At 43.2% G+C, this 22335-nt stretch carries 24 protein-coding genes; 20 read left to right on the top strand and 4 right to left on the bottom strand.

What is annotated here, in order from left to right; all coding sequences use genetic code 11:
* The first annotated feature begins 60 nt into the window (after positions 1-60).
* From acpP to LI164_RS11670, 20 genes are all read left to right on the top strand, one after another.
* Complete coding sequence (gene acpP, locus LI164_RS11575) at positions 61-288, top strand: acyl carrier protein (protein WP_005333177.1); 228 nt, start codon at positions 61-63, stop codon at positions 286-288.
* A 64-nt stretch (positions 289-352) separates the two neighbouring features.
* The gene (gene fabK, locus LI164_RS11580; protein ID WP_117605708.1) at positions 353-1300 is read left to right on the top strand and encodes an enoyl-[acyl-carrier-protein] reductase FabK; all 948 of its coding nucleotides are present in this window, start codon (positions 353-355) and stop codon (positions 1298-1300) included.
* 21 nt (positions 1301-1321) lie between these two features.
* A complete protein-coding gene (gene fabD, locus LI164_RS11585; RefSeq protein ID WP_117682752.1) occupies positions 1322-2230 on the top strand; it encodes an ACP S-malonyltransferase in 909 nt (302 codons plus the stop codon).
* 34 nt (positions 2231-2264) lie between these two features.
* On the top strand, positions 2265-3002 hold the full coding sequence (fabG, locus tag LI164_RS11590; RefSeq protein ID WP_255642427.1) for a 3-oxoacyl-[acyl-carrier-protein] reductase: 738 nt from the start codon (positions 2265-2267) through the stop codon (positions 3000-3002).
* A gap of 31 nt (positions 3003-3033) precedes the next feature.
* A complete protein-coding gene (gene fabF, locus LI164_RS11595) occupies positions 3034-4290 on the top strand; it encodes a beta-ketoacyl-ACP synthase II (protein WP_005333189.1) in 1257 nt (418 codons plus the stop codon).
* 15 nt (positions 4291-4305) lie between these two features.
* Positions 4306-4788 (top strand): acetyl-CoA carboxylase biotin carboxyl carrier protein, encoded by a 483-nt coding sequence (accB, locus tag LI164_RS11600; RefSeq protein WP_005333190.1) that lies wholly within the window; start codon positions 4306-4308, stop codon positions 4786-4788.
* Between the two features lie 9 nt (positions 4789-4797).
* A complete protein-coding gene (gene fabZ / locus LI164_RS11605) occupies positions 4798-5226 on the top strand; it encodes a 3-hydroxyacyl-ACP dehydratase FabZ (RefSeq protein ID WP_005333191.1) in 429 nt (142 codons plus the stop codon).
* Positions 5227-5235: 9 nt separating this feature from the next.
* Positions 5236-6576, top strand: coding sequence for an acetyl-CoA carboxylase biotin carboxylase subunit (locus LI164_RS11610; protein ID WP_040015523.1), 1341 nt, complete (start codon positions 5236-5238; stop codon positions 6574-6576).
* A gap of 44 nt (positions 6577-6620) precedes the next feature.
* Positions 6621-8321, top strand: a complete 1701-nt coding sequence (locus tag LI164_RS11615; protein ID WP_215683408.1) for an acetyl-CoA carboxylase carboxyltransferase subunit alpha — start codon at positions 6621-6623, stop codon at positions 8319-8321.
* A 142-nt stretch (positions 8322-8463) separates the two neighbouring features.
* Positions 8464-8946, top strand: coding sequence for a MarR family winged helix-turn-helix transcriptional regulator (locus LI164_RS11620; RefSeq protein WP_227087178.1), 483 nt, complete (start codon positions 8464-8466; stop codon positions 8944-8946).
* A 51-nt stretch (positions 8947-8997) separates the two neighbouring features.
* On the top strand, positions 8998-9651 hold the full coding sequence (locus LI164_RS11625) for an HAD family phosphatase (RefSeq protein ID WP_227087179.1): 654 nt from the start codon (positions 8998-9000) through the stop codon (positions 9649-9651).
* 12 nt (positions 9652-9663) lie between these two features.
* Positions 9664-10386 carry an NAD-dependent protein deacylase gene (locus LI164_RS11630; protein ID WP_005339526.1) on the top strand — a complete coding sequence of 241 codons (723 nt, stop codon included), beginning with the start codon at positions 9664-9666 and terminating at the stop codon, positions 10384-10386.
* Positions 10383-10970, top strand: a complete 588-nt coding sequence (locus tag LI164_RS11635) for a GNAT family N-acetyltransferase (RefSeq protein ID WP_117682758.1) — start codon at positions 10383-10385, stop codon at positions 10968-10970. Before LI164_RS11630 ends, LI164_RS11635 begins: the two co-directional genes overlap by 4 nt.
* A gap of 33 nt (positions 10971-11003) precedes the next feature.
* A complete protein-coding gene (locus LI164_RS11640; protein WP_147567079.1) occupies positions 11004-11978 on the top strand; it encodes a type II CAAX endopeptidase family protein in 975 nt (324 codons plus the stop codon).
* A gap of 84 nt (positions 11979-12062) precedes the next feature.
* Positions 12063-12575 (top strand): GNAT family N-acetyltransferase, encoded by a 513-nt coding sequence (locus LI164_RS11645; protein WP_147567080.1) that lies wholly within the window; start codon positions 12063-12065, stop codon positions 12573-12575.
* A 10-nt stretch (positions 12576-12585) separates the two neighbouring features.
* Complete coding sequence (locus LI164_RS11650; protein ID WP_227087180.1) at positions 12586-13098, top strand: hypothetical protein; 513 nt, start codon at positions 12586-12588, stop codon at positions 13096-13098.
* Positions 13099-13282: 184 nt separating this feature from the next.
* Complete coding sequence (locus LI164_RS11655; RefSeq protein WP_005333221.1) at positions 13283-13672, top strand: MerR family transcriptional regulator; 390 nt, start codon at positions 13283-13285, stop codon at positions 13670-13672.
* Positions 13673-13674: 2 nt separating this feature from the next.
* Positions 13675-15432, top strand: coding sequence for a 1-deoxy-D-xylulose-5-phosphate synthase (locus tag LI164_RS11660; RefSeq protein WP_147567082.1), 1758 nt, complete (start codon positions 13675-13677; stop codon positions 15430-15432).
* 147 nt (positions 15433-15579) lie between these two features.
* Positions 15580-15810: a (2Fe-2S)-binding protein gene (locus tag LI164_RS11665; protein ID WP_243002258.1), complete on the top strand. Its 231-nt coding sequence runs from the start codon at positions 15580-15582 to the stop codon at positions 15808-15810.
* Positions 15811-15819: 9 nt separating this feature from the next.
* Positions 15820-16233 (top strand): hypothetical protein, encoded by a 414-nt coding sequence (locus LI164_RS11670; protein WP_227087181.1) that lies wholly within the window; start codon positions 15820-15822, stop codon positions 16231-16233.
* Between the two features lie 70 nt (positions 16234-16303).
* Here the strand turns inward: LI164_RS11670 and pckA are convergent, their stop codons facing one another.
* From pckA to LI164_RS11690, 4 genes are all read right to left on the bottom strand, one after another.
* A complete protein-coding gene (pckA, locus tag LI164_RS11675; RefSeq protein ID WP_117657241.1) occupies positions 16304-17908 on the bottom strand; it encodes a phosphoenolpyruvate carboxykinase (ATP) in 1605 nt (534 codons plus the stop codon).
* A gap of 149 nt (positions 17909-18057) precedes the next feature.
* The gene (locus tag LI164_RS11680) at positions 18058-19956 is read right to left on the bottom strand and encodes an ABC transporter ATP-binding protein (RefSeq protein ID WP_147567083.1); all 1899 of its coding nucleotides are present in this window, start codon (positions 19954-19956) and stop codon (positions 18058-18060) included.
* The gene (locus LI164_RS11685; RefSeq protein WP_147567084.1) at positions 19949-21682 is read right to left on the bottom strand and encodes an ABC transporter ATP-binding protein; all 1734 of its coding nucleotides are present in this window, start codon (positions 21680-21682) and stop codon (positions 19949-19951) included. Before LI164_RS11685 ends, LI164_RS11680 begins: the two co-directional genes overlap by 8 nt.
* Before the next feature lies 1 nt (position 21683).
* Positions 21684-22175, bottom strand: a complete 492-nt coding sequence (locus LI164_RS11690) for a MarR family winged helix-turn-helix transcriptional regulator (protein WP_147567085.1) — start codon at positions 22173-22175, stop codon at positions 21684-21686.
* Positions 22176-22335: the final 160 nt, after the last annotated feature.

Below are 22335 nucleotides of genomic sequence, written 5' to 3' on the forward strand. Positions count from 1 at the left end.
AAACTTATTAACCAAGTAGTCTTGATTGACTACATCATTATTATACTAGGAGAAAAAATTATGTTAGAGCAGATTAGAGAGATTATCGCAGAGAATTTAGCAATTGATGTGGAGAAGGTTACAGAGAGTGCAGATTTCAAAGAGGATTTAGACGCAGATTCTTTAGACCTCTTCGAGATGGTAACAGCATTAGAAGATGAATATGAGATCGAAATTCCGGAAGAAGACCTTCCAACACTCAAAACAGTCGGCGACGTAGTGAAATACGTGGAAGCACATAAAGAATAAAGATATAGCCTTCGACAAATTGCAGACTCTTTTAGAAGTGTGAATGCAAGAAAGGAAACAAATTATGCAGACAGAAATAACAAGACTTCTCGGAATAAAATACCCGATCATCCAAGGTGGTATGGCATGGGTAGCTGAGCATCATCTGGCGGCTGCTGTTTCAGAAGCAGGTGGTCTTGGACTTATTGGTGCCGCCAGTGCTCCGGCAGAGTGGGTGCGCGAGCAGATACGGGCAGCACGCAAGCTGACGGACAAACCATTTGGAGTGAATATTATGCTTATGAGCCCTTATGCGGCTGATGTTGCGAAAGTAATTGTGGAAGAAGGTGTCCAGGTCGTGACGACTGGAGCCGGAAGTCCGGGAAAATATATGGAAATGTGGAAGGAAGCAGGAGTGAAAGTAATTCCTGTTGTTGCTTCTGTGGCTCTTGCGAAACGTATGGAGCGGGCAGGAGCAGATGCAATTGTTGCAGAAGGCTGCGAGTCTGGCGGACATGTCGGAGAGAGCACGACTATGACACTTGTACCACAGGTCGTTGATGCAGTCGATATTCCGGTTATTGCCGCAGGTGGAATCGGAGACGGAAGAGGAATTGCAGCAGCATTTATGCTGGGAGCAAAGGCTGTACAGATGGGAACTGCATTTGTTGTCACAGAAGAGGCACAGGTGCACCAGAATTACAAGGATAAGATTTTAAAGGCAAGTGACATTGATACAAGAGTCACAGGACGTACAACAGGACACCCGGTACGGGCACTTCGCAATGAGATGACAAAAAAATACTTGAAGATGGAACAGGAAGGTGCTCCATTTGAAGAGTTGGAACTTATGACTCTTGGAGGTCTTAGAAAAGCTGTCGTAGACGGTGATGTGAAGACTGGAAGTGTCATGTCAGGCCAGATCGCGGGATTGGTAAATGAGCAGATGAGCTGTCAGGCATTGATCCAAAAACTGGTCAGAGAAACAGACGCTTTGATAGGCACTCTGAATCTGTATGAAACCGAAGCATAGTAATTGGAGGATAAGAAATATATGAGTAAGATTGCATTTATCTATCCGGGACAAGGGGCGCAGAAATGTGGCATGGGTGCAGATTTTTACGAAAACAGCGCCAGTGTCAGAAAGCTCTTTGATGAAGCAGGCGAACAGCTGGGGCTGGATATGAAAGCATTGTGTTTTGAGGAAAATAATCTCTTAGACCAGACAGAATATACACAGGCGGCTATGGTAACAACATGCCTTGCTATGACAGAAGTTCTGATGGAACGTGGAGTAAAACCAGATATTACAGCGGGACTGAGCCTTGGCGAATATGCAGCCATCTCTGTGGCCGGCGGGCTGGAGCCGATCGATGCGATCCGCCTTGTGAGAAAACGTGGAATTTTGATGCAGCATACAGTTCCGGCAGGAGAAGGCGCTATGTGCGCGATTCTTGGATTAGATGCAGAGAAAATCGAAGCAGTGACAGCAGAGATTGCAGGTGTGTCTGTAGCGAACTATAACTGTCCGGGTCAGATTGTTATTACAGGAAAAACAAAAGCAGTTGAAAAAGCGGCAGAACATTTGAAAGAGGCGGGTGCAAAACGTACCGTAATGTTAAATGTTAGTGGTCCGTTTCATTCTACGCTCTTACTCCCGGCGGCAAAGGAACTGGAAATGGAGCTAGATAAGACAGAATTTCATGAGCTTATGATCCCTTATATTACAAATGTGACGGCAGAAGCAGTTACGGATGTTCGTAAGAGTCCGGGATTACTTGTGACACAGCTTACATCGTCCGTTCGCTGGCAACAGAGCATGGAGAAAATGATCGCAGACGGAGTTGATACATTTATCGAAATCGGGCCGGGCAAGACTTTGGCAGGATTTATGAAAAAGATTGACCGAAGTGTCAAGGTCTGTAATGTAGCAACATGGGAAGATCTGGAAAAGATCATATAGAAACAAGGCGAAAATGACAGGAGTTATAAATAAAATGGAAAAAAAGGTAGCAGTTGTGACAGGAGCTTCCCGTGGAATTGGTGCGGCAATCGCAAGAGAGCTGGCAGCAGCGGGCATGTATGTTATGATCAATTACTGTGGCAGCGAGGAAAAAGCACAGGAATTAAAGACAGAAATTGAGCAAAATGGAGGAGAAGCTTCTATATATAAATGTGATGTTTCTGACAACGTGGCATGTAAAGAATTTATTGGAAATGTGATCGCAGAATACGGACATCTGGATGTGCTGGTGAATAATGCAGGTATTACAAGAGATGGTCTGTTGATGCGGATGTCAGAAGAAGATTTTGACGCTGTGTTAGATACGAATCTAAAAGGCGCATTTCATACGATCCAGGCAGTATCCAGACAGATGTTAAAGCAAAGAAGCGGGCGCATCGTGAATATTTCATCTGTAGTTGGTGTGTCTGGAAATGCAGGACAGGCCAATTATGCAGCTTCTAAGGCCGGAATCATCGGACTTACAAAAGCTGTGGCAAAAGAGCTTGGCTCCAGAGGAATTACTGTGAATGCAGTAGCTCCTGGATTTATTGATACAGATATGACGCAGAGCCTGCCGGAAAAGGTTGTAGAGGCTACGCTTGCCCAGATTCCTCTTGGAAAATTTGGAGAGCCTGATCAGGTGGCAAAAGCAGTTGCATTTCTCGCATCGGAAGATGCTTCTTATATTACCGGACAAGTGCTGCATGTAGACGGCGGCATGGTAATGTAGAAAGTGATGCAGGGGAAGGAGTACAAAAAAGATGGCAAATAATAAAGTCTTAAAAAGAAGAGTGGTCGTGACCGGACTTGGTGCAATTACTCCAATTGGAAATAGTGTAGCTGAATTTTGGGACGGAATCCGCAAAGGTAAGGTTGGAATTGGTGAGATCACAAAGTTCGACACTACAGATTATAAAGTAAAACTGGCAGCAGAAGTCAAAGACTTTGTGCCGGGAGATCATATGGATAAAAAAGCAGCCAGACGTATGGAAGCATTTTCTCAATATGCGGTTGCAGCAGCCAGAGAAGCTTATGAAGATTCTGGACTGGAGATTGAAAAAGAAGACCCATTTCGCGCTGGTGTGATGATTGGTTCCGGAATTGGAAGTCTTCAGGTAGCAGAGCAGAGCTATGAAAAAATTCTGACCAAGGGACCGGCAAGAGTGAATCCGCTTATGGTGCCTTTGATGATTTCCAATATGGCAGCGGGAAATGTATCAATTCAGTTAGGATTCCGTGGAAAATGCAGCAATGTCGTAACTGCCTGCGCCACAGGAACGAACTGTATTGGTGATGCATTCCGTACAATCCAGTATGGTGACGCAGATATGATGCTTGCAGGAGGAACCGAAGGCTGTGTATGCCCACTTGGTATTGCCGGATTTACAGCACTGACAGCACTTTCTGCTTCTACCGATCCACTTCGTGCCTCCATTCCATTTGATAAAGACCGGGATGGATTCGTACTTGGTGAAGGTGCGGGAGTTGTAATGCTGGAAGAGCTGGAGCATGCAAAAGCGCGTGGGGCAAAAATTTACGCAGAAGTGACCGGTTACGGATGTACAGGGGATGCTTATCATATTACTTCTCCGGCAGAAGACGGAAGCGGTGCAGCGAAGGCAATGGAGCTTGCCATGGAAGAGGCCCAGATTACACCGGCACAGGTAGATTACATCAATGCCCATGGAACAAGTACCCATCACAATGACCTGTTCGAGACACGCGCCATTAAGAAAGCATTTGGCGAGGCAGCGAAAGACGTGGTGATCAACTCTACGAAATCCATGATCGGTCACTTGCTTGGAGCAGCAGGCGGAGTAGAATTTATTACTTGTGTCAAAAGCATGGAAGATGGATTTATCCATCAGACGGTCGGAACAAAAGAGGCCGATGAAGAATGTGACTTAAATTATGCAATTGGAAGTCCGGTAGAGAAAGAAATCAAGGCAGCCATGAGCAATTCACTTGGATTTGGCGGACACAATGCAACAATTTTAATTCAGAAGTATGAAGCGTAAGGGGGGAACCTGGAAATGGACGTAGAACAGTTGATGAAACTGATTGATAAAGTCTCTGAGTCAGACCTGACTGGATTTAAATATGAAGAAAATGGTATAAAATTGCAGCTGAATAAGAAAGAGAACCTGGTGATGGGAACGACTGCGGCAGTGCAGGCTGTTACACCGGAAGCTGTGAAAGTTACAGGTGCTTCTTCTAAAGCAGCCACAGATTTAGAAGAAGGCGTACAGAAACAGACTGGGACATCTGAGGCGGCTCCTGTTGGAAATGTAGTCAAAGCTCCGCTTGTGGGAACATTTTACGCGGCTCCGGCAGAGGATGCAGAGCCATTTATTCAGGTTGGCGATTCCGTGAAAAAAGGTCAGTCGGTTGCAATTATCGAGGCCATGAAGCTGATGAATGAAATCGAGAGTGATTTTGATGGAACAGTCACGGAGATTCTTGTAAAGAATGGCCAGGCAGTAGAGTACGGCCAGCCATTATTCAGAATTGCGTAGGAGGTTATCATGAAACATTTGGATATTAAACAGATTCAGGAAATCATACCTCACAGACATCCGTTTCTGTTATTGGATTATGTAGAAGATTACGAGCCGGGTGAGTATGCAGTGGCGTACAAATGTGTTTCCTACCGGGAAGAGTTCTTTGCCGGACATTTTCCACAGGAGCCGGTCATGCCGGGTGTGCTGATCGTGGAAGCGCTGGCACAGGCAGGTGCGGTAGCGATTTTAAGTGAGCCGGAGAATCAGGGAAAAGTCGCATATTTTGGCGGAATTGATAAATGTAAATTCAAAGGAAAGGTCGTGCCGGGGGACAAGCTTCGTCTGGAAACAAGAATTATCCGGAAAAAAGGACCGATTGGTGTCGGAGAGGCTGTCGCTACAGTGGACGGTAAAAAAGTAGTCAGCGCGGTACTGACATTTGCAGTAGGGTAGGTGATCTGTGTGATTAAGAAGATTTTGATTGCGAACCGTGGTGAGATTGCAGTTCGGATTATCCGTGCGTGCCGGGAAATGGGAATTGAGACGGTTGCAGTATATTCAGAGGCAGACGCAGAAGCCCTTCATACAAAGCTTGCAGATGAAGCGGTCTGTATCGGACCGGCACCGTCATCTCAGAGTTATTTAAGTATGGAGAATATTATCAGTGCAACGGTGGTGAGTGGGGCAGACGCCATTCACCCGGGTTTTGGCTTTTTGTCAGAGAACAGTAAATTTGCAGAACTGTGTGAGCAGTGCGGAATTACCTTTATCGGACCGCCGGCAAATGTCATTGCAAAGCTTGGCAATAAACAGGAAGCAAGAAATACGATGGAAGCAGCAGGTGTTCCGGTCATTCCAGGAAGTAAGGAGCCAGTCTGTGAGGTGCATACCGGACTTTTGCTTGCACGGGAAATCGGTTACCCGGTTATTATAAAAGCTGCCCTCGGCGGAGGTGGAAAAGGCATGCGTGTGGCATATTCCGAAGAAGAATTCACGCAAAGCTTTCAGACCGCACAGAAGGAAAGCCAGATGGCGTTTGGCGATGATACCATGTATATTGAACATTTTATGGAGGAGCCGAGACATATCGAATTTCAGATTCTGGCAGATTCCTATGGAAATGTAGTGCATCTCGGAGAACGTGACTGCTCTATTCAGAGAAATCATCAGAAAATGATTGAGGAGGCTCCGTCAGCGGCGTTGTCTTCAAAGCTTCGAAAGAAGATGGGAGAGGCAGCAGTAAAAGCTGCGAAAGCCGCAGGCTATGTCAATGCAGGAACCATTGAATTTCTTTTAGAGAACAATGATGCCTTTTACTTTATGGAGATGAATACCCGAATTCAGGTGGAGCATCCGGTGACTGAGTGGGTGACTGGAATTGACTTGATCAAAGAACAGATCCGTATTGCAGATGGACAGAAGCTGTCATTTACTCAACAGGATATTGAAATCAATGGGCATGCCATTGAGTGCCGGATCAATGCGGAAAATCCGGAAAAAGGATTCCGGCCGTCACCTGGAACCATTACAGATCTTCATTTGCCGGGAGGAAAAGGAATCCGTGTAGATTCCGCAATTTACAGTGGATGCAGCATTTCTCCATATTATGATTCCATGGTTGCAAAGCTCATCGTCTGGGCGAAGAACCGGGATGAAGCAATCCAGAAAATGCAGAGCGCACTTGGAGAGGTTATTATTGAGGGCATCGACACGAATGTGGATTATCTCTATGAATTATTAAATAACCCGGTATATCAATCCGGAGAATTTAATGTGAATTTCATAGATACTATAAAGCATTAAGGTATACAACAACCGTGGAGTGAAAGAGTATAAGGAGTGGACATATGAAGTTAGATAATATGTTTAAGAAAACAAGACGTCCTTCCGGAAAAAAAGGGCATATCGGTGGGAAACACCAAAGCCCGGAAGTTCCGGAGGGACTTCTGTGTAAATGTAACAAATGTCAGAAAGCAATTATTACAGAGGACGTTATAACAGGCGGATATATTTGCCCGAAATGTCATGGGTATTTTCGCATGCCGGCACCGGAGCGGATTCGGTCAATTGCAGATGAGGATACGTTCGAAGAGTGGGACAGAGGAATTGAAAATACGAACCCGATTGGATACAAAGGGTATCCGGAAAAGGTGGAAGCATTAAAACAAACAACTGGATTAGATGAGGCAGTGGTGACTGGAAAAGCTGCAATTCATGGAATTGAGACAGCGCTTGGAGTCTGTGACGGACGTTTTTTAATGGCGAGCATGGGAGAAGTCGTAGGTGAGAAAATTACAAGAATGGTAGAACGTGCGACAGAAGAAAAGCTTCCAGTTATCATCTTTACATGCTCTGGCGGAGCAAGAATGCAGGAAGGAATCGTGTCTTTGATGCAGATGGCAAAGACATCCGCTGCACTGAAACGTCACAGCGACGCTGGACTTCTTTATATTACGGTGCTGACAGATCCAACAACCGGTGGCGTGACGGCAAGTTTTGCTATGCTTGGAGATATCATACTGGCAGAGCCGGGAGCACTGATTGGATTTGCAGGTCCTCGTGTCATTGAGCAGACGATTGGTCAGAAACTTCCGAAAGGATTCCAAAGATCCGAGTTCTTAAAAGAACATGGATTTGTAGACCAGATTGTAGAACGCCAGAAGATGCGGCAGACGCTGGGAAAAATCCTGAAAATGCATCAGACTGGAAATGAAAAAGTCGAAAAAGCAACAAAAGAATTTCAAAATAGAAAAACCAGATCAAAAACTCTGGAAGCCTGGGATCGTGTACAGATTTCCAGAAGAAATGACCGCCCGGTTGCAGGTCACTATATACAAGCTTTGTTCCAGGATTTTGTAGAACTGCATGGAGATCGGTATTTTGCCGATGATCCGGCAATTGTTGGAGGAATCGCTACATTTCACGGAAGAGCAGTGACAGTCATTGCCCAGGCGAAGGGACAGAATACAAAAGAGAATATCGGACACAATTTTGGTATGCCGTCACCGGAAGGCTACCGGAAGGCATTGCGTCTTATGAAGCAGGCAGAAAAATTCCATCGCCCGGTCATTTGCTTCGTAGATACGCCGGGAGCATTTTGCGGAATTTCCGCAGAAGAGCGCGGCCAGGGAGAGGCGATTGCAAGAAATCTGTATGAGATGTCAGCGCTTAGGACCCCGATACTTAGTATTGTTATCGGAGAAGGAGGAAGTGGCGGTGCACTTGCAATGGCGGTTTCAGACCAGGTATGGATGCTGGAGAATTCCATTTATTCCATTCTTTCACCAGAAGGCTTTGCAAGCATTTTATGGAAGGACAGTACGAAAGCTGCGCAGGCTGCAAAAGTTATGCGTCTGACAGCAGCAGATTTAAAAGAAATGGGGATTGTAGAGAAGGTGTTTGCAGAACCAGAACATTTTACAGCAGAAACGATGAGCAATATTGCAGATGAACTGGAGAAAAATATCGAAGGGTATCTGGAAGAATATACAAACAAAGACATCCAAGAATTAGTGGATTCCCGATATGAACGCTTCCGTCGGATGTAAGCAGGATCTGAAATATATAAGTGCAAAGTTGTCTGTAAAATGCAAGTGTCAGAGAATTCAGAAGGAATGCAGGAGCAGGTTGACTTCTTTGACAAAAAACGTCTATAATGAAAAGCAAGTAAAGGATGAAGGAGCAGTGCGAATGAGTGATGTATATGCAACAATTAACTATGTCCTGGTGAATCTGATTAATGAGATCTGGGAGGTAGAAGGTAAGGCAATTATTACGGATGAATTTAAAGATATTACCAACAATGATATGCACGTCATAGAGGCAATCGGACTTGGAGAGGGTAATAATATGTCTACCATTGCAAAGAAGCTGAATATTACAGTAGGATCACTTACAACTGCTGTGAATAGTCTTGTGAAAAAGGGGTATGTTGACCGGTTCCGCAGCAAAGAGGATCGACGGATCGTATATGTGCGTCTTCTGGAAAAAGGGGAAAATGCATATCATCATCACGAAGATTATCATAAGCAGATGACACAGGCCATTGTGGACAAGTTAGATAAGAGCGAGATCCCGGTACTGTTAAAGACGCTGGACGCACTGACTGGATTCTTTACCGATTATACAAGAGAAAGCAAAGAAAAATCGTCAGACAGCATGGATAAAGAATAGACAAAAAATGACTGATGATGAGAGAACGTATAGAAGAGTGAGGCGTACAATATGATCCGAGGCGTGATATTTGACATGGATGGCACTTTGTTTGATACAGAGAGGCTGTATACGATTGCGTGGAAGCAAGTCGGAGAAGAAATGGGGTATTCCATTACGACAGAACTTCTGAATCAGTGCCGGGGAAAGACGGCAGCGATTATCAGGGGAATATTTGAAGATACATTTGGCAAAGAATTTCGTTATGAAGAAGCAAGACAGCGAAAAGATGAGATTTTTATGGAGATGCTTGCGCGGGACGGAGTTCCTAAAAAGAAGGGGCTTATGGAGCTCCTTTCCTATTTGGAAGAAAAGAAGATTCCGGCAGCAGTTGCAACTTCTACAAGACAATCGCGTGGAGAAAAAGTTCTTCAAATGTCAGGAATAGCGGAATATTTTGCAGCATTTATCTATGGAGACACGCAAAAAGCAAGTAAACCCAAACCGGATATTTTCTGGAATGCAGCAAAAGTGATCGGACGTGATCCGAAGGAGTGTCTGGTAGTTGAAGACAGTACACCGGGAGTCATGGCAGGGATCGCAGCCGGTGGAGAAACGATTTATATTCATGATATGGTAGATGTGCCGGAAGAGGTACTGGAACATGCATCAGCCAGTCTGGAGAATCTGGGTCAGATCATTGAGTGGATGGAAAATGTAAAATAGGGAGATGATTTTGTGAATAAAGAAATCGAAAAGTTGCAGGAAATCATTGATGACAGTGAAAATATTGTCTTTTTCGGAGGAGCAGGAGTATCTACAGAGAGCAATATTCCGGATTTTCGAAGTGCGGACGGCCTGTATCAGCAGAAATACAAGTATTCACCGGAGCAGATTGTCAGTCATACCTTCTTTATGCGCAATACAGAAGGATTTTATGAATTTTACAAAGAAAAGATGATGTTTTTAGATGCGAAGCCGAATGCCGCGCACAAAAAGCTGGCAGAACTTGAGCAGGCAGGAAAACTTAAAGCAATCATTACGCAGAATATTGACGGACTTCATCAGGCAGCAGGAAGTAAGAATGTATATGAGATCCATGGAAGCATTCATCGCAATTACTGTCAAAAATGCGGAAAATTCTACGATGCAGCATATGTAAAGAACAGCAAAGGAGTTCCACATTGTGAGTGTGGAGGAGTGATCAAGCCGGATGTCGTACTTTATGAGGAAAGTCTGGATGAAAATATGATTGACAAGAGTATCCGTGCGATCAGCCAGGCAGACACACTGATCATAGGGGGAACATCTCTGGTCGTTTATCCGGCAGCTGGATTTGTAGATTATTTTAGAGGAAAACATCTTGTCGTGATCAATAAGAGCGATACGGCAAAATCAGTTCGTGCAGAACTTACGATTGCCGCACCAATCGGCGAGGTATTGAGTCAGATTACAGTATGAGTACATTAAAAAAAGAGATCGTGATTCGTGTTGCAGCATTAGATGATGCAGAAGAATTGTTGGAGATTTATGCACCATATGTCAGGGAAACTGCAATTACATTTGAATATGAAGTTCCCTCCCCAGAGGAATTTCGTGAAAGAATTGCACATACACTTGAAAAATATCCATATCTGGTGGCAGAACATGATGGAAAAATCGTGGGGTATGCATATGTCAGTCCATTTAAGGAGCGCGCAGCTTATGCCTGGGCGGTGGAAACCTCCATATATGTAGATCAGAATTGTAAACGTATGGGAATAGGAAAAAAACTTCATAGTGCATTGGAACATTGTCTGAAAGAAATGGGAATTTTAAATATGGAAGCATGTATTGGATATCCCGAGGAAGACGATGAGTATCTGACAAAGAACAGTGCACAGTTTCATGAACATCTTGGCTATCGTATGATAGGAGAATTTGAAAAATGTGGATACAAGTTCCATCGCTGGTACAATATGATATGGATGGAGAAGATCATTGGAATCCATGAAGAAATTCAAACGTTTCCAAAGAAATTTGATGCGGACATGTTGAAGGACTAGAATACAGCAGACTTGGATGGTAAGGTGAAATATATGGAAAATGAGAAAAAGCAGTTAAGGCTTTGGCAGGGATTACTGGTAATCATCCTGGCAGGTCTGGAAGTATTTGTGTTCAGTGACTTTCTGCCACAATGGTTAGGAATGGGACGGTCTTTGATCGGAGAATTGATTTTACTGGGCACAGCAGTTGGAGCAGTGGCAGTGTTTGGCGGAAAATTCCGGTCGGTGTTTCCGATTCATAAGCCAAAGCTTACAGAGGTCATGGGGACGATACTGATTTACCTTGGTGCGAGTCAGGCAATTTCTGTTGTGACCATGATTGAAATGTATATTGCCCCGGAGATGGTTACTGAAACATCAATCGGATTAAGCAGTATGTTCACAAGTTCCTCCATGATAGTAGCAATTATAGTTGTTGGAATTGCACCGGCAATCTGTGAAGAAGCAGTGTTTCGTGGTGTATTTTTTAATTCTATTTGGAATCAGACACACGGAAAATGGATTCCAATTATAGTTACAGCGGCAGTGTTTGGTCTGTTTCATGGAAGTATCATACGATTTTTCCCAACATTTCTCCTTGGAATTGTACTCGGATATCTTGTCTATGAGACGAACAACATGTTTTATAATGTGATGTTTCATGCGATCAATAATATCATTCCGGTACTGGTGCTTTATGGGATGCAGTTTTTGATGCAGCTGATGGCAAGAGCACTTGGAATGAATGGAAGTGGAATGTGGAACTTTGTAATGGATACAGCAACCAGCCAGGTTTCTCAGCTTTCACCGGCATTTATGGGAATTTATATGATAGATGGCGGCGTGGGGCTGGCAATTTTGTATCTGGGCAATCACGTGTTACATCTTGGGCGGGAAGGTTATCCAAAAGAATTATTTCCAAAAGAAAAACGCAAACAACAGTTCATCTGGCTGGCACTTGCCCTGGCACTGGCTGTAACCGGAGGAATGATGATTGTAGCAGGTACGATACAAGGTCTGCATTTTTAAGAAAGATAAATCGGCTATAATAATTGGGGGTTTTTACCTTCGCACACATAGTGCTAGTAATTAAAGTATAGGGAGGAAAGAAAGATGGCGGTAAATGTATTAGACAGATTCGAATTTCGATCTGTCAGGGTAAATGAAGCAGAGGAAGTAGCAGAGATTGAGAAGATCTGTTTTCCACCACATGAGGTATGTTCTAAAAAAGATATGTTTGAAAGGGTGGAACATGCACCGGAACTTTTTCTTGTTGCAGTAGACAAAGAGACTGGAACGATCGCAGGCTTTTTAAATGGACTGGCAACAGATGAAGAAGCATTTCGTGATGAGTTTTTCACAGATATTACCGTACATAATCCGGAAGGAAAGAATATTTTCCTTCTTGGGCTGGATGTCCGGCCAGAATACCGCAGGCAGGGTCTTGCAAGAGAAATCATGAACCAGTACGTAAAGCGTGAGCAGGCAAAAGGGCGTAAGATGCTGAAACTGACATGCCTTGAACAGAAAGTGGAAATGTATAAAAAAATGGGCTACAAAGACGAAGGTATCTCTGCTTCTGTATGGGGTGATGAAGAGTGGCATGAGATGAGTTATGCTTTTTAAGGAGACACATATGAAAACATATCAGCTTCAACTGATAAATTGCAATAACCATAATATTGAAATATCAAGATATCTGCAGATTCTTACAAGAATTGAAAAAGAGGATGCAGACAGAATAGTATCGAATGTCCCGGTGGTACTTTATGATAATCTGGACGAGGAATGTGCGGGATATTTTGAAGAAGCACTGGATTATTATCAGGCTGAATATGAAATCCAGCCGATGTCGGAAGAATGCGACATTCCAAAGTTCCCATCAAGACAGATAATCGTACTGGGACGAGTGATGGAATATTTTGGACAGCGCAGTGACTTTGTACAGCTTGCAAAAAAATACGATTTTAGCAGAAAAATCCAATTATCCCAGACACCATTTGCGGCAAAAGATGGTCTTAACAAAGAGCAGGCGGTAAAACTTTGCCAGGAGTTTACCAACATAGGTATGCGGGCGCAGATTGTACGCAGTAAGAAGAAACCTGTGCCAATAGAAGAGAAGAAAAAAAGTTTTTGGAATATTATTTAATTTAGTCGTTGCGCAGCGTCATTGGCGTTATGCAATGCACTTAGCGTAAGAATGTGCCCTGGCACATTCTTTTTTCTAAGAAAAATCTAGAACACCGAGGCATTCTTGAATTTGCATATTTTTCTTGACTTGGAGTTCACTCCAGATGCTATAGTATGTCATGTAGAAGGCAGGTGTTTTGTGTATGACAATTAAAGAAGTCAGTGAGAAATTTAAGATTTCTCAAGATACGCTCAGATATTATGAGCGTATTGGTTTAATCCCGCCAGTTTCGAGAACGGCAAGTGGGATTCGTAACTATCAGGAATCGGATCTTGGCTGGGTAGAGCATGCTGTTTGTATGCGAAGTGCAGGAGTTCCAATTGAAGCATTGATTGAATATGTAAAATTATTCCAGATAGGAGACTCTACATTTGAGGCGAGAAGACAGCTTCTAAAGGAACAGTATGACATTTTAGAGGAACAGAAACAGCAGATTGAGGCAACAATGGAACGCTTGAAATATAAAGTGTCCAGGTATGAAGAGGCTGTGAAGACAGGGGTTTTAACCTGGGAAGAAAAGGAGTGTAAGTAAAGATGTATATTGAAAAGATAAATGGACCAGAGGATGTGAAGAAGATAGAAGTATCAGAACTTCCAAAGCTTGCAGAGGAAATGCGCCATGCGCTTTTGATTCGTGCAAGTAAACATGGCGGACATTTCGGGCCGAATTTCGGTATGGTGGAGGCAACGATTGCGCTTCATTATGTGTTTGATTCGCCGAAAGATAAAATTGTATTTGATGTGTCACACCAGAGCTATCCACATAAGATGCTGACAGGAAGAAAAGACGCATATCTCTATGAAGAGCATTACGACGATGTGTCCGGTTATACAAATCCGCATGAAAGTGAGCATGATTTCTTTACTGTCGGACATACATCTACATCTGTGAGTCTGGCGTGCGGTCTTGCAAAAGCCCGTGATCTCAATGGGGAAGATGGCAATGTAATCGCGGTGATCGGAGATGGTTCTTTAAGTGGCGGTGAGGCATTAGAAGGACTGGATTACGCAGCAGAGCTTGGCGGCAATCTGATTATTGTAGTCAATGACAATGATATGTCGATTGCTGAGAACCATGGCGGTATCTATAAGAATCTGAAGCTGCTTCGTGAGACGAATGGACAGGCCGAGTGTAATCTGTTCTGTGCCATGGGCTTAGATTATATCTATGTGGATCATGGAAATGATGTGGCTGAGCTGATTCAGGCATTTGAGAGTGTGAAGGACAGTAAAAAAGCAGTCGTTGTGCATATCAATACATTAAAAGGAAAAGGTTATGCGCCGGCAGAACAACACAAAGAGCAGTGGCATTTCAACGGACCATTTCATATCGAGACTGGAAAGCCTCTGTATGAGATGGAAGAAGAAGACTACTCAGATGTGACGTGCAATTATCTCATGAAGAAGATGAAAGAAGATCCGGCAGTTGTTGCCATTACTTCCGGAACTCCGACAGTTCTGGGATTTACAGAGGATAAGCGAAAAGAAGCAGGACGGCAGTTTGTCGATGTTGGAATTGCAGAGGAGACAGCGGTTGCACTGGCAGCAGGAATCGCAGCAAATGGCGGAAAGCCGGTCTATGGTGTGTATAGCACATTTGTACAGAGAACCTTTGATCAGATTGCACAGGATGTATGTATCGATAATAGCCCGGCGACGATTGTTACGTTCAGTGGTTCTGTCTATGGAATGAACGATGTGACACATCTTGGACTGCAGGATATCCCGATGATGGCAAATATTCCGAATCTTGTCTATCTTGCGCCGACAACAAAAGAAGAATATCTGGCAATGCTGGACTGGAGTATAGAGCAGAAAGAACATCCGGTTGCGATTAAGCTTCCCGGTGGAGAGGTGATTTCAGACGGAAAAGAAGTCACAAAAGATTTCAGTATTCTAAACAAGTATGAGATGACGAGAAAAGGAAGTAAGGTTGCAATTGTCGGACTTGGAACATTTTATGGATTAGGAAATGATGTGGCGGATCTGATAAAAGAAAAGGCAGGAATAGACGCAACCGTTATCAATCCGTATTATATTACAGGTCTGGATGAAGAAATGCTTGAAGATCTTAAGAAAGATCATAGTGTTGTAATTACATTGGAAGACGGAATTCTGGACGGTGGTTTTGGTGAGAAGATTGCCAGATTCTATGGTGACAGTAATATGAAGGTTTTAAATTTCGGTCTGAAAAAAGAGTTCCTGGATCGATACGATGTGACAGAAGTATTAAAAGACAACCATCTTACAAAAGAGCAGATTGTGGAAGATGTTGCAAGGATTTTTGCATAATAGTTGTACGGACTAAGTTCCTAAGCCAGGGCAGGATTTTGGAATTCCAGAAAATACGTAGGAAAACATCAGATATAAGTTGAAACTAAAAATTCTCTATGGTAAAATATTAATAAAAATTAATATTTTGACACAGAGGAAGAGAATATGAAGAATGAAGAGATTATCTGTTACTGCTCAAATGTTACAAAAGCTCAGATTATAAAGGCAATGGAGCAAGGGGCAAGGACGTTAAATGATATTAGGAAAATGACTGGAGCTTGTACTTTACACAGATGCAAAGAATTAAGCCCAAAAGGGACATGATGTTCTTCCGATATTCGAGAAGTGATGGTCGAATATATGTTAGAGGAAAAGAAGAAAGAGAATAATGATTGAGAATAAAACATGGAACATAGAAAACGTGTAAAAATGGTGCTAGAATACTCTAATAAATATCAGACAGAGGTAAAGGGCCATGACGACATCTATGGTAAAGGGAAGTCCGCTGAAGCTGTTGGAGCGCTTGATGCTTCTGCAAAATATTTGAGCTGTATGGGACTTTTCTATTGGAGCCTTGGAATCCTGACGGTTACAAGAATGGTGACACAAGGTCTTGGATATTCTGGAAGAACCGTTTTTTCAGGTGCTGCGGAGATGGTCGCAAGAGCAGTTGTCAGCCTTGGATTTGTAGGAACATTTGGCTACACAGCAATCTGTTTTGCGGATCAGGCAGCATGGATCGCAGCATGCTGTTACAGTGTTCCGACCTGCCTGTGGTGCGTGAAGAAGTCAATTGCAAAACTGAAACAGACTAAGTAATAGATTTTACAATGAAAAAGCTCCCGGGTTGATGTAAAAACCCGGGAGCTTTGTATTATCTTTATAATTTTTATAACTGTGGTCCAGCGGATACGAGTGCTTTTCCAGCTTCGTTTCCTTCGTATTTTGCGAAGTTCTTGATGAATCTTCCAGCAAGATCTTTTGCTTTCTCTTCCCACTCGGAAGCGTCAGCGTAAGTATCACGAGGATCAAGGATTCCTGTATCAACACCTGTAAGTTCTGTAGGAACTTCAAAGTTGAAGAAAGGAATCGTCTTAGTTGGAGCGTTTTTGATATCTCCATTCAGGATTGCATCGATGATACCACGAGTATCTTTGATGGAGATACGTTTTCCTGTTCCATTCCATCCTGTATTTACAAGGTAAGCCTTTGCTCCGCTCTTCTCCATCTTCTTAACAAGCTCTTCTGCATATTTTGTAGGATGCAGCTCTAAGAATGCCTGTCCGAAGCAAGCTGAGAATGTAGGTGTAGGCTCTGTGATTCCACGCTCTGTTCCTGCAAGTTTTGCTGTAAATCCTGACAGGAAGTAGTACTGTGTCTGCTCTGGTGTCAGTACAGATACTGGAGGAAGTACTCCGAATGCGTCTGCTGACAGGAAGATGACGTTCTTAGCTGCAGGTGCAGAAGAAATCGGGCGGACAATGTTCTCGATATGCTGAATTGGGTAAGATACACGAGTGTTCTCTGTTACGCTCTTATCAGCAAAATCAATCTTTCCTTCAGCGTCAAGTGTTACGTTCTCAAGAAGAGCATTACGCTTGATCGCATTGTAGATATCTGGCTCAGACTCTTTATCAAGGTTGATAACCTTAGCGTAGCATCCACCCTCGAAGTTGAATACTCCGTTGTCATCCCAACCGTGCTCGTCGTCACCAATCAGAAGACGTTTCGGGTCTGTGGAAAGTGTTGTCTTACCTGTTCCGGAAAGTCCGAAGAAGATTGCTGTGTTCTCACCGTTCTTATCTGTGTTAGCTGAGCAGTGCATAGCAGCGATGCCCTTCAGTGGAAGGAAGTAATTCATCATAGAGAACAGTCCTTTTTTCATCTCTCCGCCATACCATGTGTTTACGATAACCTGCTCTTTGCTTGTGATGTTGAATAATACAGCTGTCTCTGAATTTAAGCCTAACTCTTTGTAGTTTTCAACTTTAGCTTTAGAAGCATTATATACAACGAAATCTGGCTCGAAATCTTTAAGTTCCTCCTCAGTTGGCTGAATGAACATATTTGTAACGAAATGAGCCTGCCAAGCTACTTCTACGATAAAACGAATTGCCATACGGGTATCTTTGTTAGCACCGCAGAATGCATCTACAACATAAAGCTTTTTGTTGGAGAGTTCTTTGATCGCAAGATCCTTTACAGCGTTCCATGTCTCTTCAGAAGCTGGATGATTGTCATTCTTGTACTCATCAGATGTCCACCATACTGTGTCTTTTGAATTCTCGTCCATAACAATAAATTTGTCTTTAGGAGAACGTCCTGTATAGATGCCTGTCATTACATTTACTGCACCGAGCTCACTGACCTGTCCTTTTTCGTAACCTTCAAGTTCAGGTTTTGTCTCCTCCTCAAATAATAACTCGTAGGAAGGGTTATACACGATTTCTGTAGTTCCAGTAATACCATACTTGCTTAAATTGATTTCTGCCATCTTAAACCAAACCTCTTTTCTTAAATGTAATAAGGGAAATGGTCGATAGCTGGAACATTTCCCCCATTCATATTTAATTATACATTATTAATTTCCAAAATCAATAAATTTTTAACAAATTCCTCCGGTGCAAAATTACCAATTTTTTCCTAGGAAAGTTCCAATTTTCCGGTATAAAGCTGATAATAGGTTCCTTTTTGCCGAATCAGGTCATCGTGATCACCGCGTTCGATGATCCGACCGTGATCCAGGACGATAATTGCGTTACTGTTGCGAATTGTGGACAGTCTGTGTGCGATAACAAATACGGTACGCCCCTTCATCAGATTGTCCATACCTTTCTGTACGATACTCTCGGTACGGGTATCAATACTTGATGTTGCCTCGTCCAGAATCAGTACCGGTGGATCGGCAACAGCGGCTCTTGCAATAGACAGAAGCTGTCTTTGTCCCTGGGACAATTCCTCGCCGTCACCGCTTAGTAATGTATCGTAACCATTTGGCAGCATCTGGATGAACTGGTCCGCGTGAGCAAGTTTTGCAGCATTGTAGATTTCTTCGTCAGTGGCATTCAGTTTACCGTAACGGATATTGTCTTTGATCGTTCCGGTGAACAAATGTGTATCCTGAAGAACGATTCCGAGGGAACGGCGCAAGTCATCTTTTCTGATTTTTGTAATGTCGATGCCGTCATAAAGGATCTCACCGCTTTGAATGTCGTAGAAACGATTGATCAGGTTGGTGATCGTTGTCTTGCCGGCGCCCGTAGATCCTACGAATGCCAGCTTCTGGCCAGGTTTGGCAAAGAGGCTGATATCATGAAGAATAATTTTGTCTTCATCGTATCCAAATGTCACATCTTTGAATCTTACATCTCCGGTCAGTTCAGTATAAGTCACAGCACCATTTTCGTCAGCAGGCTTTTTCCATGCCCACATACCGGTACGTTCTGTGCATTCAGTAATCGTTCCATTCTCATCTTTTTTTGCATTGACCAGTGTGACAGAACCGGTATCCTGTTCCGGTTCTTCGTCAATGAGCTTAAAGATACGTTCTGCTCCTGCAAGTGCCATGACGATGGAATTGAACTGCTGTGCGACCTGCATGAATGGCTGGGTAAAGCTCTTTGTAAACTGCAGGTAAGAAGCGATGACACCGATGGTAATACCGCCCACACCAGTAACTGAAAGCAGTCCGCCGAGAACTGCAGTCAGTACGAACTGGAGGTTTCCGATGTTTCCGATGACCGGTCCCATCATATTTGCATATTTGTTTGCATTTGCAGCGCACTCGAACAATGCGTCATTTAGTTCATCGAACTCTTTTTCTGAAATTTCTTCGTGATTGAAGACTTTGATGACACGCTGCCCGTTCATACGCTCTTCAATAAATCCAGTCACATCTGCCAGTGCCATCTGCTGACGGATGAAATATTTTCCACTGTTTGCGCCGATAGCCTTTGTTGCAGAGATCAGAACCCCGATGATGAGTACTGCAAGAACGGTAAGAAGCGGGCTTAGCACGAGCATGGAGATAAATGTTACGACGATAGTGAAAAATGACATCAGTGCCTGTGGGATAGCCTGGCTGATCATCTGTCTTAATGTATCAGTATCGTTCGTGTAAAGGCTCATGATAGATCCGTTCGTGTTCTGGTCAAAGTAGCGGATCGGCAGTGTCTGCATGTGCTCAAACATATCGTCGCGCACTTTTTTTAACACGCCCTGTCCAATGTATACCATCATTCTTGTATAGGTAAATGTTGCAATTACTCCGATCAGGAAAATGGTTCCAAGAACCATCAGTGCCTGGTAAAGCTCGGTGTAGTTCGGATTTTTTTGCCCAATCAGCGGAATGATGAAATCATCCAGCAGATATTTCAGGGACAGAGATACCGAGATAGAAGCAACCGCACTCAGAAGGATGCAGATGAATACCATGATAAAACGGTACTTGTACAGGTCCATAATATATTTGAGGAGACGTTTTCCAGTAGCAATATTTTCAGCACTTAGCCTTTTACCTGTTTTTTTTGTTGTCTTACTCATGATCGCCACCTCCTTTTACCTGTGATTCATATACTTCTCTATAAATTTCATTTGTCTTTAATAATTCTTCAGATGTTCCAATTCCCATGATCTGACCGCCATCCAGAACAATGATCTGGTCAGCATCTTCTATAGAAGAAACGCGCTGTGCGATAATAATTTTGGTCGTGTTCGGAATTTCCTCGCGGAATGCTTTCCGGATCAGGGCATCCGTCTTTGTATCTACTGCACTGGTAGAGTCATCCAGAATCAGGATCTTTGGTTTCTTAAGGAGCGCCCTTGCGATACACAGACGTTGCTTCTGACCACCGGATACATTGTTACCTCCCTGGACGATTTTTGTATTGTAACCGTTCGGGAACTCCTGAACGAATCCGTCAGCCTGCGCAAGCTTACATACACGTTTGACTTCTTCATTGCTTGCAGTTTCATCACCCCAGCGGATGTTTTCATAAATGGTTCCAGAGAACAGTACATTTTTCTGAAGAACCATGGATACCTGGTCGCGCAGGGATTCCAGGCTATAATCACGAACATCAATGCCGCCGACTTTGACACGTCCTTTTGTGACATCGTAAAGTCTTGGGATGAGCTGGACAAGGGAAGATTTTGCACTTCCGGTTCCACCGATGATACCGATAGTCTGTCCGGACTCAATATGAAGATTAACGTCTTTCAGAGATAGATTTCCGCCTTCGCCTGCGTAGCTGAAGTCTACATGGTCGAATACAATGTCTCCGCTTGGAACTTCTGTCACTGCATCAGGCTGATCTTGCATTTCCGGAATTTCATTCATGACTTCAGTGATACGGTCAGAAGATGCCTCCGCGATCATGATCATAACGAATACAAATGTAACCATCATCAGAGCTCCGATAATCTGTAGTGCGTAAACGATGACACTTGTAAGTTCGCCTGTCTCCATAGTGCCGGCAATGATGCTCTTGCCTCCGATCAGAACCATGATCAGAACGACTGAGTACATGGTAAACTGCATGACCGGTGAGTTCCAGGCAACAATTTTCTCAGCTTTTGTGAAAAGGTTATATACATATTTGGAAATGTCGTGGAACTTGTCAATTTCATAATCCTCGCGGACGAATGCTTTCACTACACGGGAAGCATTCACATTTTCCTGGACTGAGTTGTTCAGTACATCGTATTCATCGAATACTTTGATAAAATGTGGGTGCGCTTTTTTGGCAATGTAGATCAGTGTTCCTCCAAGAAGCGGGATTACAATCAGGAATAAGAGTGAAATTGTCTTATTGAGGAGCAGTGTCATGATCCATGATAAGATAATCATAAATGGAGCTCTTGCAAGAAGACGGATACTCATCATGTATGCCATCTGGATATTTGTGATATCTGTTGTCATACGTGTGACCAGTCCTGAAGTAGAAAAATGGTCAATGTTTTTGAAAGAGAAATCCTGTACCTTATAAAAGATGTCGTGGCGCAGGTTCTTGGCATATCCGGCACCTGCAATTGCTGCCATGTTACCGGCCTGAACACCAAAGAATAAGGCAAGCATAGCCATGACTACAAGAATCAGACCACGCTGTAAAATGTAGGACATATCTCCATTTGCGATTCCTACATCGATGATTTTTGCCATCTCGAGTGGAATCAGAACTTCCATCAGCACTTCGAGAATAACGAGAAGCGGAGCAAGAATAGACTGCTTTTTATATTCTCGTACTGATCTTAACAGTGTTTTATTCATATTATGCCTCCTTTTTATTGTCAGTACAATTACATTTTGAAGCTGCAAGATTATCAAGCATCTGACAGAGAACTTCCCGGCAAACATGGAGCTTGTCATCAGGAATACCGGCGGACAAAGCGGCCTCACACTTTTTGATATGTTCTACAATACGTGGACGCAAAGCCTCAGCTTTTTCTGTCGGAACCAGTTGCTTTAGTCTTGCATCGCTTTCAACACTGGTTCGTGTAATATAGCCCTTTTGCTCAATCAGTTTAATAATACCGGTGACAGTAGACCGCCGGATCTGGAATGCTTCCTCAATATCCCGCTGGAATATTGGTTTGTGAGCAGATTCCAACAAGATAAATTTTAAAAGATGTTGCTGGACAGGTGTCAGATCACTATTTTCTAAAATAGTATAGCAGTCATTTTGACATTTCATCTTATGAGAAAGAATGTGGATCAGACGTCCCAGTTCCAGAGGATTATTTTGGTTGTTTGTATCTTGCATAATACACCTCAATTCGTAATTGTTAGCTTCCTAACTTTTAACATTATATGGACAATATAATAGAATGTCAAGAGAAAAACTAAGAGGATAATTAAGAAAAAATTGCAGAGTAAACTGCAGACAAAAATTAAGAAAAAATTACAGAAGAGCAGTATGATAA

This window comes from Dorea sp. 210702-DFI.3.125 (genome assembly GCF_020560945.1).
GTDB lineage: Bacteria > Bacillota > Clostridia > Lachnospirales > Lachnospiraceae > Dorea > Dorea formicigenerans.

What these genes read in the sequence shown, in the direction of transcription:
- fabZ (WP_005333191.1), top strand. Translation starts at nt 4,798, where the DNA reads ATGAAACATTTGGATATTAAACAGATTCAGGAAATCATACCTCACAGA.
- fabD (WP_117682752.1), top strand. Translation starts at nt 1,322, where the DNA reads ATGAGTAAGATTGCATTTATCTATCCGGGACAAGGGGCGCAGAAATGT.
- LI164_RS11680 (WP_147567083.1), bottom strand. Translation starts at nt 19,956, where the DNA reads ATGAGTAAGACAACAAAAAAAACAGGTAAAAGGCTAAGTGCTGAAAAT.
- fabG (WP_255642427.1), top strand. Translation starts at nt 2,265, where the DNA reads ATGGAAAAAAAGGTAGCAGTTGTGACAGGAGCTTCCCGTGGAATTGGT.
- LI164_RS11620 (WP_227087178.1), top strand. Translation starts at nt 8,464, where the DNA reads ATGAGTGATGTATATGCAACAATTAACTATGTCCTGGTGAATCTGATT.
- LI164_RS11670 (WP_227087181.1), top strand. Translation starts at nt 15,820, where the DNA reads ATGGAACATAGAAAACGTGTAAAAATGGTGCTAGAATACTCTAATAAA.
- fabK (WP_117605708.1), top strand. Translation starts at nt 353, where the DNA reads ATGCAGACAGAAATAACAAGACTTCTCGGAATAAAATACCCGATCATC.
- LI164_RS11615 (WP_215683408.1), top strand. Translation starts at nt 6,621, where the DNA reads ATGAAGTTAGATAATATGTTTAAGAAAACAAGACGTCCTTCCGGAAAA.
- LI164_RS11650 (WP_227087180.1), top strand. Translation starts at nt 12,586, where the DNA reads ATGAAAACATATCAGCTTCAACTGATAAATTGCAATAACCATAATATT.
- LI164_RS11690 (WP_147567085.1), bottom strand. Translation starts at nt 22,175, where the DNA reads ATGCAAGATACAAACAACCAAAATAATCCTCTGGAACTGGGACGTCTG.
- LI164_RS11685 (WP_147567084.1), bottom strand. Translation starts at nt 21,682, where the DNA reads ATGAATAAAACACTGTTAAGATCAGTACGAGAATATAAAAAGCAGTCT.
- LI164_RS11660 (WP_147567082.1), top strand. Translation starts at nt 13,675, where the DNA reads ATGTATATTGAAAAGATAAATGGACCAGAGGATGTGAAGAAGATAGAA.
- acpP (WP_005333177.1), top strand. Translation starts at nt 61, where the DNA reads ATGTTAGAGCAGATTAGAGAGATTATCGCAGAGAATTTAGCAATTGAT.
- accB (WP_005333190.1), top strand. Translation starts at nt 4,306, where the DNA reads ATGGACGTAGAACAGTTGATGAAACTGATTGATAAAGTCTCTGAGTCA.
- fabF (WP_005333189.1), top strand. Translation starts at nt 3,034, where the DNA reads ATGGCAAATAATAAAGTCTTAAAAAGAAGAGTGGTCGTGACCGGACTT.
- LI164_RS11640 (WP_147567079.1), top strand. Translation starts at nt 11,004, where the DNA reads ATGGAAAATGAGAAAAAGCAGTTAAGGCTTTGGCAGGGATTACTGGTA.
- LI164_RS11655 (WP_005333221.1), top strand. Translation starts at nt 13,283, where the DNA reads ATGACAATTAAAGAAGTCAGTGAGAAATTTAAGATTTCTCAAGATACG.
- LI164_RS11635 (WP_117682758.1), top strand. Translation starts at nt 10,383, where the DNA reads ATGAGTACATTAAAAAAAGAGATCGTGATTCGTGTTGCAGCATTAGAT.
- LI164_RS11645 (WP_147567080.1), top strand. Translation starts at nt 12,063, where the DNA reads ATGGCGGTAAATGTATTAGACAGATTCGAATTTCGATCTGTCAGGGTA.
- pckA (WP_117657241.1), bottom strand. Translation starts at nt 17,908, where the DNA reads ATGGCAGAAATCAATTTAAGCAAGTATGGTATTACTGGAACTACAGAA.
- LI164_RS11625 (WP_227087179.1), top strand. Translation starts at nt 8,998, where the DNA reads ATGATCCGAGGCGTGATATTTGACATGGATGGCACTTTGTTTGATACA.